Annotated in this window: 8 protein-coding genes and 1 pseudogene; 8 read left to right on the top strand and 1 reads right to left on the bottom strand. The window is 61.5% G+C overall.

Features of this window, described 5'->3' with window-relative positions; translation table 11 throughout:
* Positions 1 to 15 precede the first annotated feature (15 nt).
* From BLU48_RS00045 to BLU48_RS00025, 5 genes are all read left to right on the top strand, one after another.
* Positions 16 to 1,398, top strand: a complete 1,383-nt coding sequence (locus BLU48_RS00045) for a PepSY-associated TM helix domain-containing protein (RefSeq protein ID WP_057023379.1) — start codon at positions 16 to 18, stop codon at positions 1,396 to 1,398.
* A 151-nt stretch (positions 1,399 to 1,549) separates the two neighbouring features.
* Complete coding sequence (locus BLU48_RS00040; RefSeq protein ID WP_057023380.1) at positions 1,550 to 3,658, top strand: TonB-dependent receptor; 2,109 nt, start codon at positions 1,550 to 1,552, stop codon at positions 3,656 to 3,658.
* A 41-nt stretch (positions 3,659 to 3,699) separates the two neighbouring features.
* A complete protein-coding gene (locus tag BLU48_RS00035; RefSeq protein WP_057023381.1) occupies positions 3,700 to 4,488 on the top strand; it encodes an ABC transporter ATP-binding protein in 789 nt (262 codons plus the stop codon).
* A complete protein-coding gene (locus BLU48_RS00030) occupies positions 4,485 to 5,432 on the top strand; it encodes an ABC transporter substrate-binding protein (RefSeq protein WP_057023382.1) in 948 nt (315 codons plus the stop codon). Before BLU48_RS00035 ends, BLU48_RS00030 begins: the two co-directional genes overlap by 4 nt.
* Positions 5,429 to 6,439 carry a FecCD family ABC transporter permease gene (locus BLU48_RS00025; RefSeq protein WP_057023383.1) on the top strand — a complete coding sequence of 337 codons (1,011 nt, stop codon included), beginning with the start codon at positions 5,429 to 5,431 and terminating at the stop codon, positions 6,437 to 6,439. Before BLU48_RS00030 ends, BLU48_RS00025 begins: the two co-directional genes overlap by 4 nt.
* Before the next feature lie 2 nt (positions 6,440 to 6,441).
* On the opposite strand, the gene BLU48_RS00020 is transcribed toward BLU48_RS00025, so the two are convergent.
* Entirely contained in the window at positions 6,442 to 11,025 is a 4,584-nt protein-coding gene (locus BLU48_RS00020; protein WP_057023384.1) for a DUF4329 domain-containing protein, read from the bottom strand.
* Between the two features lie 282 nt (positions 11,026 to 11,307).
* Between BLU48_RS00020 and urtA the strand changes: the two genes are divergently transcribed.
* From urtA to BLU48_RS00005, 3 genes and pseudogenes are all read left to right on the top strand, one after another.
* Positions 11,308 to 12,573, top strand: a complete 1,266-nt coding sequence (gene urtA, locus BLU48_RS00015; RefSeq protein ID WP_057023385.1) for an urea ABC transporter substrate-binding protein — start codon at positions 11,308 to 11,310, stop codon at positions 12,571 to 12,573.
* 140 nt (positions 12,574 to 12,713) lie between these two features.
* Entirely contained in the window at positions 12,714 to 14,216 is a 1,503-nt protein-coding gene (urtB, locus tag BLU48_RS00010) for an urea ABC transporter permease subunit UrtB (RefSeq protein ID WP_057023386.1), read from the top strand.
* Positions 14,216 to 14,472 (top strand): annotated as a pseudogene (locus BLU48_RS00005) (urea ABC transporter permease subunit UrtC); the annotation flags it as partial. The gene urtB and the pseudogene BLU48_RS00005, both read left to right, overlap by 1 nt.

Below are 14,472 nucleotides of genomic sequence, written 5' to 3'. Positions count from 1 at the left end.
CTTGCGGAGCCCCTGATGAGCACACCAAAGATCTCCTTCTACAACCTGGCCTGGCGCTGGCACTTCTACGCCGGCCTCTTCGTCGCCCCCTTCATGGTGCTGCTGGCCCTGACCGGCATCATCTACCTGTTCAAGCCCCAGCTCGACCCGCTGATGTACGCCGACCTGCTCAACGTGCCTGCCGCCGAACACGCGTTGAGTGCCGATGAGCTGTTGCAACGGGCCAAGACCGCCTACCCCCAGGCTGCGATCAGCAAGTACCTGCCCCCGGTCGACGCCACCAGCAGCGCGCAGTTCGTCATGCAAAAAGACGGGCGCGAAGTCACGCTGTTCATCGACCCCTATCGCGGCAACGTACTCGGTGAACAGGACGCCAAATACAACTTGCAAGCCATTGCCCGCGCCCTGCATGGCGAGTTGATGATCGGCACCCTCGGTGATCGCCTGATCGAACTCGCCGCCGGCTGGGGCGTGATGCTGGTGGTGTCCGGCCTGTACCTATGGTGGCCACGCGGCAAGTCATCGGCCGGTGTGCTGTGGCCTCGTTTGCAAAGTCGGGGCCGACTGCTCTGGCGTGACCTGCACGCTGTCGTCGGTTTCTGGGGCGCGGCTTTCTTGTTGGTGATGCTGCTCAGCGGCATGACCTGGACCGGCTTCTGGGGCAAGCAATATGCCGAGCTGTGGAACACCTTTCCGGCGGCGATGTGGACCGACGTGCCGCAATCCGATCAGCAGGCGCGCATGCTCAACAGCGCCAGCCAACAGACCGTGCCCTGGGCCATCGAAAACACGCCGATGCCGATGTCCGGCGACCATGCCGAACACATGAACCATGGCGACATGCACTCGGGCCCTGCCGCACCGACCGTGCGCCTGCAACAGGTGGTCGACCTGGCCAAGGCACGCAAGGTCGAGCCCGGCTATAGCATCACCTTCCCCACCACCGCCACCGGCGTGTTCACCGTCGCCGTGTTTGCCAACGACCCGCGCAATGACGCCACCCTGCATATCGACCAATACACCGGCAAGGTCCTCGCCGATGTGCGCTGGCAACACTACAACCTCGTCGCACGCGCCACCGAGACCGGGGTAATGCTGCATGAAGGCAAGATGTTCGGCTGGGTCAACCAACTGATCGTGCTGCTGATCTGCCTGATGATCCTGCTCAGTGCTGTCAGCGGCGTGGTGATCTGGTGGAAGCGCCGGCCACAGGGTGGGTTGGGTGTGCCGCCACTGCGCCATGACTTACCGAAGTGGAAAACCGCGATGGTGATCATGCTCGGGCTGGCGATCGTTTTCCCGCTGGTGGGGGCGTCGTTGATACTGGTATGGGCCTTGGATCGCCTGGTGCTGTCGCGCTTTTTTGGTCAAGGTGAATCTGCCTCAGGTTCAGCATGAAACAGGCGAGATGCCCATTCCAGAGCGCCTCTGTAGCCTTATGCGGACTTTTGCCCCGCAACCGATAAGTGTTAACTTATAACACTTTCTGCGCTATCGTTACTCGCCGCTCCCTGCGGCGAGTACCTGCCAAGAAGCGATTGATCGACCGATGAACAATTACCTTGCGAGCGGCCTGTGCCTGCTCGCCCTGCATACCAATGCCCAGGCCCTGACCCTGCCCGCCAGCCCCATCACCGCGCCGGCAGTGGATGACGAACGTGTCGATCTGAACACTACGACCACCGCCGGTTCGCGCCTGAATCTGACGGCAATGCAAACCCCGGGGAGCGTTGAAAGCCAGACCGGCGCGCAGATCCGCGAACGGGGCGACGTCAGCGTGCAGGACGCCATTTCCCGCGCCACCGGCATCAGCCGCACCGGCACGCCAGGGGATGGCGGCACCTCGCTGCAGGCCCGTGGCTTTACCGGCCAAAGCTCGGTGATGCAACTCTACGACGGCAACCGCATGTACACCGGCATGGGCACCTCAACCTTCCCGGTGGACACCTGGGCCGTGGAACGGGTGGACGTACTGCGCGGCCCGGCCTCAGTGCTGTACGGCGAAGGCGCTACCGGCGCAGTGGTCAATACGATTTCGAAAAAGCCCTTTACGGGCCAGATCGAAAACCACATCCGCTTCGGCTACGGTTCCTACGACCGCCAGCAGCAGGCACTCGACAGCGGCGGCTCGCTGACCGATACCCTGAGCTATCGCCTGAACCTCAACCGTCTGCGCAGCAACGGTTTTATCGACCGTGGCGACTCCAGCAGTGACTTCATCAGCGGCGCCCTGCGCTGGCAGCCCGCCGACAACCTGAGCTTCACCCTGGCCAGCGACTACGGCGACCAGCGCCCGCAAAACTACTTCGGCACGCCACTGATCAATGGCCAGTTGCACAAGGGCCTGCGCGACAAGAACTACAACGTCAGCAACGACACCCAGCACTACAACGATCAGTGGACGCGCCTGACCAGCGAGTGGCAACTGAGCGATAACCTCAGCGCGACCAACGAGCTGTACTACCTGAAAAACCAGCGTCGCTGGCAGAACGCCGAGAACTACAACTTCGCCAACGGCCAGCTGATCCGCAGCGGCAACTTCGGCATCAAGCACAATCAGGAACAGGTGGGTGATCGACAGACCTTCACCTTCAAGCACAGCCTGTTCGGCCTCGACAGCCAGACCGTGGCGGGCGTGGAATACAACCGCATTCGCTTCCGCCTGGCGAGCAATACGCCGTTCAATGACGTGTTGAAAAACGGCCAACCCATCGACCTGCATCACCCCACGCCTGCGCCGTTTTCCAGCCAGGACCCGTTCAAACCGGTGTTCGCCACCACTACCAAAACGGTCGCCGGCTTTGCGGAAAACCGCCTGCAGCTCACGGATAAACTTGCGCTGATCACCGGCATCCGCCGCGACTACGCACACATCGACCGCGACGACCTGCGTAACGGCAGCCAATCCGACAAGACCCTCACCGGTAATAACTGGAAAGCCGGCCTGGTCTATGCGATCACCCCGGACACCTCGGTCTACGGTCAATACGCCACCAGCACCGATGGCGTCGGCGGCCTGATTTCCCTGAGTCCGAGCCAGCAGCAGTTTGACCTGTCCACTGCCAGGCAGACCGAGGTCGGTATCAAACAAGCGTTCTGGGACACACGCGGTGAATGGACCCTGGCGGCTTACCATATCGTCAAGAAGAAACTGCTGACTGACGTGCCGGGCGACCCGGACCTCAAGCAACAAGTCGGCCAACAATCCTCCAACGGCCTGGAAGCCAGCCTCGACCTGCAACTGCCCGGCGCCTGGCAGTTACAAGCCAACGCCGCCATCGTGCGGGCGCAGTATGACGACTTCAAGCAGGACGTCGGCGGTGTGCAGGTTTCCCGTGATGGCAATCGCCCGGTGGACGTGCCGCGCCGCACCGCCAACCTGTGGCTGAGCAAGGCCGTGACCGACAACGTTCGGGCCGGTGCCGGTGTACGTTACGTCGACGCCCGTTATGCCGACATGGCCAACCAGAACGAGCTTCCGAGCTACACCGTGGTGGATGCCACGCTGTCGTGGAAGGCGATGCGCAATACCACGCTGGGCTTGCAACTGAATAATCTGTTCGATCGCACGTATGCGGTCAGCCAGTACAACGATGGGCAGCAGTGGATCCTGGGTGAGCCGCGCTCGTTGTTCGTCACTGCTGACTACACCTTCTAACTGAATAAAACACAAACCCCATGTGGGACTTGAGAGTACTGATGACCTCACTCACCCTCAGCGAACTTGGCTGGGCCCCTCCCGGTCACGACCACTGCCATCACCAGTTTCAACTGCGTGACGCCAGCCTGCGCGTCGCTGCCGGGGAGTTTGTGGGGCTGATCGGGCCCAACGGCAGTGGCAAGACCAGCCTGCTGCGCTGCGCCTACCGGTTCACCCGGCCGGAGCATGGCGATGTGTCACTTGAACACCAGAACGTCTGGAAGCAAAGCGCAAAGTGGTGCGCACAACGTATCGCCGTAGTGCTGCAGGAATTCCCTGACGCCTTCGGCTTGCGGGTGGATGAAGTGGTCGCTATGGGCCGCACGCCCCACAAGGGGTTGTTTGACAGCGACACGTTGCACGACGGGCAACTGATCCGGCACGCGCTGGAATCGGTCGACATGCAGGATTTCGCAGATCATGCCTTCGCTACCCTCTCGGGCGGGGAAAAACAGCGCGTCATCCTCGCCCGCGCCCTGGCCCAGCAACCCCAACTGTTGATCCTCGATGAGCCCACCAACCACCTCGACCCACGCTACCAGCTGGAGCTGTTAAAACTCGTCAAGCGCCTGGACATCGGCATCCTGGCGAGCATCCACGACCTGAACCTGGCGGCGGCCTTCTGTGATCGTCTGTACGTGATCAACCACGGGCGCATCGTGGCCAGCGGCACACCTCACGACGTGCTGACCACCGCATTGCTGCGCGAGGTGTTTGGCGTCGAAGCCTTGATCGACACTCACCCCTTGGCCGGCTACCCCCGAATCACCTGGATAACCCAACCATGACCCTGCGCGCCCTGCTGTCGCTCACCCTGCTGCTCGCCACTGCCCCAGCGTTCGCCGAAGCCACCCGTTACCCGCTGACCATCCAGAGCTGCAACCGCGACGTGACCTTCCAGCAAGCCCCGCAACACGCAGTCAGTCACGACATCAACATGACCCGGATGATGCTCGCCCTGGGTCTCAAGCCACACATGGCCGGCTACAGTGGCGTCAGCGGTTGGAAGTCAGTGCCGCCGGACATGGCCACGACTCTCGACGGCCTGCCGGAACTGGCGAGCAAATACCCGTCGGTGGAAACCCTGCTCAACGCCAATGTGGATTTCTTCTTCGCCGGCTGGGACTACGGCATGCGTGTGGGCGGCGACCTCACGCCGTACACCCTGCAACCCTTGGGCATCAATGTGTATGAGCTGACCGAGTCATGCGCGTTCGTGATGAAGCGCCCGGCTGCGAGCCTGGACGATACCTATAACGACCTGCGCAACCTGGGCAGGATCTTCGACGTGCAGGAGCGCGCCAATGCCTTGATCGCGCAGATGCAGGCACAGGTGGCCGAAGTGCAAAAAGACCTGCCCGCCGATAAGCCACGGGTGTTCCTGTATGACAGCGGCGAAGACCGCGCCATGACCTCGGGCCGCCTGGGCATGCCACAAGCGCTGATCGACGTCGCCGGCGGGCGCAATATCCTCGATGACGTCGATGCCAGCTGGACCCGGGTCAACTGGGAAACCGTGGTGGAGCGCAACCCGCAGGTCATCGTGATCGTCGACTACAGCCAAATCACTGCCGAGCAGAAAAAGCAGTTCCTGCTCAACAACCCGGCCCTGCAAGCGGTGGACGCGATCAAACACCAGCGCTTTATCGTGATCCCCTACGCGCAGGCCACGCCGGGTATCGATAATGTGCTGGCCGTTGAAGCCCTGGCCAAGGGGTTCCACGGCGAATGATCACCCGTCGCTACCTGCTGCTGTTGAGCGCCCTTGGCACGTTGTTGCTGGTCTCCTGCGTAGTCTCCCTGGGGTTTGGCTCGGCGCGGGTGCCGGTGGACGTGGTAGGGCGGATTCTGCTGAACAAGGCGTTCGGTATGGGTGCCGTAGACTGGAGCATGGGCCAGGAACATATCGTGTGGCTGATTCGTGTGCCGCGCATGCTGCTGGGGGCGCTGGTGGGCGCCGGGCTGGCGTTGATCGGCGCGGTGTTGCAGGCGGTCACGCGCAACCCGCTGGCCGACCCGCACCTGCTCGGCGTGACCTCCGGCGCCACCCTCGGCGCGGTGATCGTGGTGCTGCATGTGGGTGAGATCATCGGCCTGTTGACCTTGCCCATCGCCGCGTTTGTCGGTGCGCTGCTGAGCATGCTGGTGGTGCTGGCCGTGGCCAGCCGCAACGGCCGCCTGGACAGTGACCGCCTGCTGCTGTGCGGTGTAGCGGTGTCATTCGTGATGATGGCAGTGGCCAACCTGCTGCTGTTCATGGGCGACCACCGCGCCGCTTCGGCGGTGATGTTCTGGATGCTCGGCGGCCTGGGTCTGGCGCGCTGGGAACTGTTGTCGATTCCCGCCATCACGGTGGTCTTGGGGCTGGCCCTGCTGCTGGGCATGGCGCGCCCGCTCAACGCCTTGATGGCCGGTGAACAGACTGCCGTGACCCTGGGCTTGAACGCCCGCAATGTGCGGCTCAAGGTGTTTCTGATCGCGTCGCTGATGACCGGCGTGCTGGTATCTATCAGCGGTTCGATCGGCTTTGTCGGCCTGATGGTGCCGCACATCGCCCGACGCCTGGTGGGGGCCGAACATCGGCGCTTGCTGCCGGTGTGCGTGCTGCTGGGCAGTGTGTTCCTGGTGTGGGTCGACGTCGCGGCACGTACCCTGATCGCCCCCGAAGACCTGCCGATTGGCGTGGCGACGGCAGCGATTGGCGGGCTGTTTTTTATCGGCCTGATGCGCAGGCGTTGAAATCAGAGCTCATCTTTTTCCCGGGCATACCAGAACTCATCGATTTGTGGCTCGCGCACCTCGTTGACGCTCCACTGCGCATCCAATACGCCCGCCCGCGTCCAGAAGGCATCGGTAACCAGCACCGAGAGACTGCCTTGAGCCCTCAGCCGACTGATCAGCACTTTAGGGTCCGGAGGTGAACCCGGGCTGAGCAGCGTGGTTTCAGCTTGGGTAAAGGCCGGTACATATTTGAGCAGAGCACCGCCTCGGCAGGAGAGGTAACAACTCTTGGCATCGGGAACATTATTCTTGACCACCGACACAGCGTTGCGCAGGTCGTCTTTGGAAACGAAGTTGTGCAACAGCGCCTGGTCTAACTGCTCAAAGCTGGAGGCTGAACGAATGGACTGATAGAAGAGTTGCACAGCGGCAATCTTATAGGTGCTCAGTATATTGCCCAAAGGTACGTCCAGCCCGGCATGAGCGCCGCGGAATAACCGCGCCAGGGTCGTTACACCGCCTGCGTCCTGTTCCTCCACCGGATCGATCGCCACATACCCCTGTGTACTCTCCGGCTTCAGTACCGCGCCCAGGTACTGCTTGGTCTTGAACGGTGCCACCAAGTCCTGGGCATAACGGGCCGCATCATCGGGGTAAAGAAACAGCGGCCCGCAAAACGAATGAAAATAAGGATCGTCGGCAAACGCATGGGGGGCTTGTTTCGGTGCCCATTCGCCAGTAACCCGCTCGACCTTGCCCCAGATTTCGCTGGTTACTCGGATATCCAGCGCTCCGGCACCCGCCAGGCGACGCACGTAATCGCGCACTTTGAGGGTGCCCTCAAGCAGCTTCGTGCGGTCCAAATGTGCCTCACCGGTCACCGGATACAGCGGCGCGCTTTTGGGAAATACATACTTGAGCAACGCACCGTCAGCACACAGCAAATAAAGCGGAAAAATATCACCGTTGCGTGCATAAGTGAGGAAGTTGAGCGCGCTGGCGATGCGATGGGGCGGGAAGAAACTGTGCGCCATTTCATCATCCGCAGCGGCGATGGCAACGTTGGAAGCATAAAGATACAGGCCCTCAATCACATAGCCCTGAGGCAATTTCCCGTCGACAAATACCTGCCTGAAGTCGGCAAAGTTTTCTCGAACCAGTGCCAAGGTTGTCATGTACAGCGGCTTGCTCACTGACTTCAGTACGTAACCGAACGCCACGTCTGTGTGCGGTTTGCCCAAACGCTGGGCGTAACGGACAGCATCGTACGCCTGGGTGAAGAGGGGACCGCAGGGCGGATCGAGGAACACCGCGCGAATATCCCTGGCGTTGACTTGAGGTTGATTCGGTAAGAATCTCGCCATGAGCGTTCTTGGCGGCCCCCATACCTGATCCCCCTCTAGCACACGCAATTGACCAGCCTTCGCCACCTCAGTCACAAAGTCCTGCGGCAAGAGCGCCCCGCCGCGTATTTGCTGTTCTATGAGGTTATCGCCGTAATCCGCCCTCACCGGGTTCAGGGGTGCCAGACGCTGCATGAGCAACGACTCTTCGGCGGCGCTGGACAGTTGGTAACTGAGGATCGAGCCCCTTGCGCCGAATACGTACTCCCGGTTGAGATGGCGCTCACGGTGCAAGAAGGATCCCAGCACTGCACTCGGTATCATGGTTTGGTAGATGGCTTTTTGAGTCGCGGACAACAGCAGCGGTACCTCCTGGTTCACCAGGGAACGATACCGCGCCACAATCGTACTGCCTCCCGGATACAGCCCCGCCGCGACGGCCTGCTCAGGGTAGATCCAATTCAGGGCAAACCCCTGAGGCGGCAGCGCCAGGGGCTCGGTCGAAGCGAACAGCCCATTGACCAGCCTGAGGACCACGCCGCCATAGGCACGACGATAGCCATTGTCGAGCCTCCCGGCAGCATGGCGGGCCGCATCATCGGCACTGGCGAAGGAGGGGCTCAACCGCCGCGGCATCAAGGTTTCATAACCGGCCGATGTGGGGGCGACCAAGCCTGGTTTATCCCAGTACTGGCTGGTACGTACCACATGGAGCATGCCTTTGAGCGCCCACTCCCTGAGAAAGTCCTGGGGGGTCGTCTGACCGGAGTTCAACTGTTCCTGTGCCTGTGTCAATAAGGTATCTGCCGGGCCGCCACTGCTTACATCAAGGGGGGCGGGAACATAACGCAACAGCGCGCCATCAAGGGTTGAAAAGTACATCGGCGGTTTTTTCACACCCGTTCGTTCAGCGGCATAGAGCGCGGTATACAGCACATCCGGCGTGACAAAAAAGAGCGTCAGCCACGCGTTCGACGTATTCAATCCGGAAGGCGACCATTGTTGCGAGCGAAACAGCCCGTGCAACACAAACCCGTCGGGCAGGCGATAGCTGCCACCATCCTTACGTTCAAACAAACGATTGAGATTGAACAGCCTGTTCGGGGCTGTGACGCCCACGACTTCACTGGCAATGTACTGCTCCTGGTCTTTGTGCTTGAGGATGAACGCAAAGCAGGCCGAATCGGCGAAATTGCGCCCGTGCACCCGCCCATGCAGGTTGCGCGCAGCCTCATCGGCGCTGGCGTACACCGCGCCGTAGGTGACGTAGTCAGGTGGGCCCGATCGAGGGGCGTAGGTATAGTTGGGCGCCCAGTCGCTGTAGACCACCGAGCGCGGCCCCCAAAACGCATTGCCTTGAATAATCCTGAAGTCTCCCGCCTCGGCGAGACGCCAGACCCAATCGGCAGGTTTGATACGCCCGCTGTCGAGGCGTTTACCGAGGCTGTCTCTACCGGCCTGCGGGCCGAGGTTGGCCAACAGCAACATTTCCTGGGACGAGTTGTTCGGGGTGTATTCCAACAGGCAGTCCTGCGCCCCCGACAGATACGCGGGCCGGCCAGCCGGGATGATCGAGTAGATTTCGGCGGTGCTGAACACTTGCTGGTTGATCTGCGCCTCATCGCGGGTCCAGCCGCGCTGCGCGACCGCCACCGGGTCGGCCATCGACAGCGCCAGGTGCGAGCCGTAGCGCGCATACAGCACATAGGGTTCTGGTGGGATCAACGGCCCGGCGTGGCCCAGAGGGAAAAACAACGTAAAGGCAAAGGGGTTGGCGGCGCTGGCGATGGGTTCGGTAATGACAAAGCGACCGTCTTCCCCCTTGAGCACATAACCACCGTAGTAGTGATCGCGCCAGTTACCAATTTGCTCATGGGCATACACTGCCGCATCCCGTGCCGAGAGAAACGAGCGGCTCAAGGTCGCCGTGTAGAACGACGTCAACAGGTCGGAGCGGTTATCCACACTGCCCACCTTGCGCCACAAGCCACCGGCCTGCACCACCGACAGTTCGGTTGCCGCAATGACCCTGCGCACATAGTCGCGCGGGCTCAGGGTGCCACTGAGCAGCGCGGCCTGTGCACCGTTGTCGTTCAACTCGCCCCCCCTGCCCTGCCGGACCAACTCACTGGTGGGTGTGGCCTCGGGCACCTTGAATGCCAGCAGGGCACCGTCCGAGGCTCGCATATACAGGAACAATCCACGACCCGTGTTCTGGATCTCCAGGGTCGCCCGCGCCTGACGGGTCGCCGCCACTATCTGCGCCGGTGTAAAGAAAGTACTGGCCAGCCACTTTTCCCGCGCCGCGACTTCATGGGTCCGGTAGAAACTGGTGAAGTAGATGGCCTCCAGCCGGTAATGGGAAGGTAATCGAAATTTGCCGACGGGGCCTTTAGCAAACACCCCGTCGAGCGAGAACAGCGGGTGACGCTTGGGCAACGCCAAGGTCGCAACGTAGGCCTCCTCACGGCTGTGCTTGAGCACAAAGCCTACCTTGGCGCCCTGGTCAGGCGCACCGGCGAGCAACAATGCACGCAACACGGCAGCTCCAGGGGTTGGAAACACCGCCGTGAAAAATGGCAGTTGCTGCACCACTGTCGCCGGCGTCCTGATCCGCCAGCCGCGGGTGATACGGCCGCGAACGCCGCCCCACACAGGGTTCGCGATCACCACCCAGAGTTCGCCGGCCTCGGCCAGTTTCCAGATCAGATGTTCAAAATCGCTGCTGGGTTCAAGCGTCCCATCACGCAACTGCTGCTCCAGTTTTTTTTCCGTCGCAGAACCGTTGCTGACGTATTTAAGCAACACGTTATCCGGCCCGGAAAAATAGTGGGTCTTGGCGAACGCCCGCTGCCTGAAGCTGAAGAGTTGGTCCGCCACCGAATAGTAGTTGTTGAAAAGCAGCACCTGGTCGGCCGTGAAGCTGGGAAACATGCCCTGGATTTGCGCGGCATCGGCAGGATGGGAATGATAGAAAGCCTCGGCGACATAATCGTCAGGGCCAATGAAGTGCCCGTCGCTGTCCTTGGCCAACACTAGCCCATGATCAAAGCTGTTGCGTTGGTCCGCCACAGGGTCGGTAGCGTAATAGCGGCCGCCGCGCTTGAGAATCACGCCGCCATACTCGACATCGCGGCGCTGCCCGATAGCGGCATGTGCCCAGCAAGCGGCGTCGTCGGCACTGATAAAAGGCGGGCTCAGAGGCGGCAAATGCACGGCCTGGTTTGACGGGTGGGCTGCTGTACCGGGGGTTTTGTCCATAAAAGCTCTCGCGAAAAAGGAGCGAAGGCGCATCGCGTACGCCTTACCTGAACCCCCATGCTGGAGCATCCCTGCACAGTGTTTGCGCTGCATATCTATCTTCATGCCCCGTTTTAGCGCCCTGCATGCACTTTGCGGGTATTGCGGCGCCAAGCTAGTGCACGCCCTTGCCAACGCCCGCAGCAATCGATCAAAGACACCGGTGGTTTGCGCCGCAGGCACAGCCTTTGCAGAGTCCGGTGTATCTGCCCCATAAAAATATCGGTTTACGGAGATCGCACCATGCAGCGTCGTAGCTTGATCAAGGCTTTTACTTTGTCGGCATCCATTGTCGCGATGGGTTTGTCCTGGACCGTGCAGGCCGCCGAGACCATCAAGGTCGGCATCCTGCACTCGTTGTCCGGGACCATGGCGATCTCCGAGACTTCGCTTAAAGACATGGCGCTGATGACTATCGACGAGATCAACGCCAAGGGCGGTGTGAACGGCAAGATGCTTGAGCCGGTGGTGGTGGACCCCGCCTCCAACTGGCCGCTGTTCGCCGAAAAAGGTCGACAGTTGCTGACCCAGGACAAGGTGGCCGTGGTGTTCGGCTGCTGGACCTCGGTATCGCGCAAATCGGTATTGCCGGTGTTCGAAGAACTCAACGGCCTGCTGTTCTACCCGGTGCAGTACGAAGGCGAAGAGATGTCGCCGAACGTGTTCTACACCGGCGCGGCGCCGAACCAGCAGGCGATCCCGGCGGTGGAGTACCTGATGAGCGAAGAAGGCGGCGGCGCCAAGCGCTTCTTCCTGCTCGGCACCGACTACGTGTACCCGCGCACCACCAACAAAATCCTGCGCGCGTTCCTGCATGCCAAAGGTGTGGCCGACAAAGATATCGAAGAGGTCTACACCCCATTCGGCCACGCCGATTACCAGACCATCGTTGCCAACATCAAGAAGTTCTCCGCTGGCGGCAAGACCGCGGTGGTCTCCACCGTCAATGGCGACTCCAACGTGCCGTTTTACAAGGAGCTGGCCAACCAGGGCCTGAAGGCCACCGACGTACCGGTGGTGGCGTTCTCCGTTGGTGAAGAAGAACTGCGCGGCATCGACACCAAACCGCTGGTGGGCAACCTCGCGGCGTGGAACTACTTCCAGTCGGTGGAGAACCCGGTGAACCAGAAGTTCGTCGCCGACTGGAAAGCCTACGCCAAGAAACACAACCTGCCAGGCGCTGACAAAGCCGTGACCAACGACCCGATGGAAGCCACCTACGTGGGCATCCATATGTGGGCGCAGGCGGCGGAGAAAGCCAAGTCCACCGACGTCGACAAAGTGCGTGAGGCCCTGGGTGGCCAGACCTTCGCTGCACCGTCGGGCTTCACCCTGACCATGGACAAGACCAACCACCACCTGCACAAGCCGGTGATGATCGGCGAGATCCAGGCCGACGGGCAGTTCTCGGTGGTGTGGCAGACCCAAGAGCCGATTCGGGCGCAGCCGTGGAGCCCCTACATTCCGGGCAATGACAAAAAGCCGGACTATGCCGTGAAGAGCAACTAAAGCCCACCACAGATCAAAAATGTGGGAGGGGGCTTGCTCCCGATGGCGGCGGGTCAGTGATACATGCATGCCTGACACACCGCCATCGGGAGCAAGCCCCCTCCCACAGTGTTGACCGCGCATGACTAGGACATTGTGTTATGCCTACTGCCCTCCCACGCTGCTTGTTGGCATTGCTGCTGTTGCTGCCTTTGGCGGCATATGCAGGCGACGCCGAAGACTTCCTCGCCGCCAACCCGACACAGCAAGCCAAGCTGCTCCAGGACTGGGCCGCCCAGCCCGACCCGGCGCGCATCGAGCTGGTGGACGCGCTGCAACAAGGACAACTCACACTCAATGGCGAGGCCAGGACCGTACGCCTGAACAACCGCCTGCGCGGCTTGATCAATAACGTCCAGGCCAGCCAGCAGTTGCTCGCCGCCGACCCCAAGGTGCGCCTGGCAGCCGCGCGCACCCTGCAAAAAAGCGCAGTACCCGCGCAGTTGAAATTCCTCGACCAGCAGGTCGCCGCCGAGACCGATGAGGATGTGCACAGCGCCCTGAGCCTGGCCATGGCCAACCTGCAACTGGTGGACAGTGACCCGTTGGTGCGTCTGGCTGCCGTGCGCTTGCTCGGCAGCACCGGTGACCCGCTGGCCCGCACTCGCCTCGAAGCGCTGCTTGCACCAGGCGTAGAAACCGATGCCGCCGTGCACACCGCCGCCGAAACCAGCCTGGCCCAGGTCAAGCGCAAACTGATGATGGGCGAGATCCTCGGCCAGGCATTCAGCGGCATGTCCCTGGGCTCGATCCTGCTGTTGGCGGCGTTGGGGCTGGCGATCACCTTCGGCCTGCTCGGCGTGATCAATATGGCCCATGGCGAGATGCTGATGCTCGGCGCCTATTCGACCTATGTGGTGCAACTGATGATGCAGCGTTATGTGCCTGCTGCTATCGAGTTCTACCCGTTGATCGCGCTGCCGGTGGCGTTCTTCGTCACCGCGGCCATCGGCATGGCCCTGGAACGCACCGTCATTCGTCATCTGTATGGCCGACCGTTGGAAACCCTGCTCGCCACCTGGGGCATCAGCCTGATGCTGATCCAACTGGTGCGCCTGGTGTTCGGCGCACAGAACGTCGAAGTGTCCAACCCTGCCTGGTTGTCCGGAGGCATCCAGGTACTGCCCAATCTGGTGCTGCCGTACAACCGCATCGTCATCATCGCCTTCGCGCTGTTCGTGGTAGCGCTCACCTGGCTGCTGCTGAACAAGACACGCCTGGGCCTGAACGTGCGCGCCGTCACCCAGAACCGCAACATGGCCGCCTGCTGCGGCGTGCCCACCGGACGGGTGGACATGCTCGCCTTTGGTCTCGGCTCCGGCATCGCTGGCCTGGGAGGCGTCGCATTGAGCCAGATCGGCAACGTCGGCCCGGACCTGGGCCAGGGCTACATCATCGACTCGTTCCTGGTGGTGGTGCTCGGCGGTGTCGGCCAACTGGCCGGTAGCGTCATGGCCGCGTTCGGCCTGGGTATTGCCAACAAGATTCTCGAACCTCAGATCGGCGCCGTGCTCGGCAAGATCCTGATCCTCGCGCTGATCATTCTGTTTATCCAGAAACGCCCGCAAGGACTCTTCGCACTGAAAGGACGGGTGATCGACTGATGAACCAGCCATTGATGCTTACGGCCACGCAAAAGGCCGGCCCCAAGGTCACGATTGCAGCCGGTGTGGTGATCCTCGCCGTGCTGCTGGCGTTGCCGCTGCTGTCGCTGCTGCCGGCGGAGGGTACCTTTCATGTTTCCGCCTACACCCTGACGCTGGTGGGCAAGATCCTCTGCTATGCCATCGTCGCCCTGGCGCTGGACCTGGTATGGGGCTACGCCGGCATGCTGTCTCTGGGTCACGGCCTGTTTTTCGC

The organism is Pseudomonas synxantha, assembly GCF_900105675.1.
Classification (GTDB): Bacteria; Pseudomonadota; Gammaproteobacteria; order Pseudomonadales; family Pseudomonadaceae; genus Aquipseudomonas; species Aquipseudomonas synxantha.
This window is presented reverse-complemented; position numbering and strand designations above follow the sequence as displayed.

Bases quoted from the DNA above. Each gene is read 5' to 3' on its own strand.
- BLU48_RS00045 (WP_057023379.1), top strand. From the start codon at position 16: ATGAGCACACCAAAGATCTCCTTCTACAACCTGGCCTGGCGCTGGCAC.
- BLU48_RS00040 (WP_057023380.1), top strand. From the start codon at position 1,550: ATGAACAATTACCTTGCGAGCGGCCTGTGCCTGCTCGCCCTGCATACC.
- BLU48_RS00035 (WP_057023381.1), top strand. From the start codon at position 3,700: ATGACCTCACTCACCCTCAGCGAACTTGGCTGGGCCCCTCCCGGTCAC.
- BLU48_RS00030 (WP_057023382.1), top strand. From the start codon at position 4,485: ATGACCCTGCGCGCCCTGCTGTCGCTCACCCTGCTGCTCGCCACTGCC.
- BLU48_RS00025 (WP_057023383.1), top strand. From the start codon at position 5,429: ATGATCACCCGTCGCTACCTGCTGCTGTTGAGCGCCCTTGGCACGTTG.
- BLU48_RS00020 (WP_057023384.1), bottom strand. From the start codon at position 11,025: ATGGACAAAACCCCCGGTACAGCAGCCCACCCGTCAAACCAGGCCGTG.
- urtA (WP_057023385.1), top strand. From the start codon at position 11,308: ATGCAGCGTCGTAGCTTGATCAAGGCTTTTACTTTGTCGGCATCCATT.
- urtB (WP_057023386.1), top strand. From the start codon at position 12,714: ATGCCTACTGCCCTCCCACGCTGCTTGTTGGCATTGCTGCTGTTGCTG.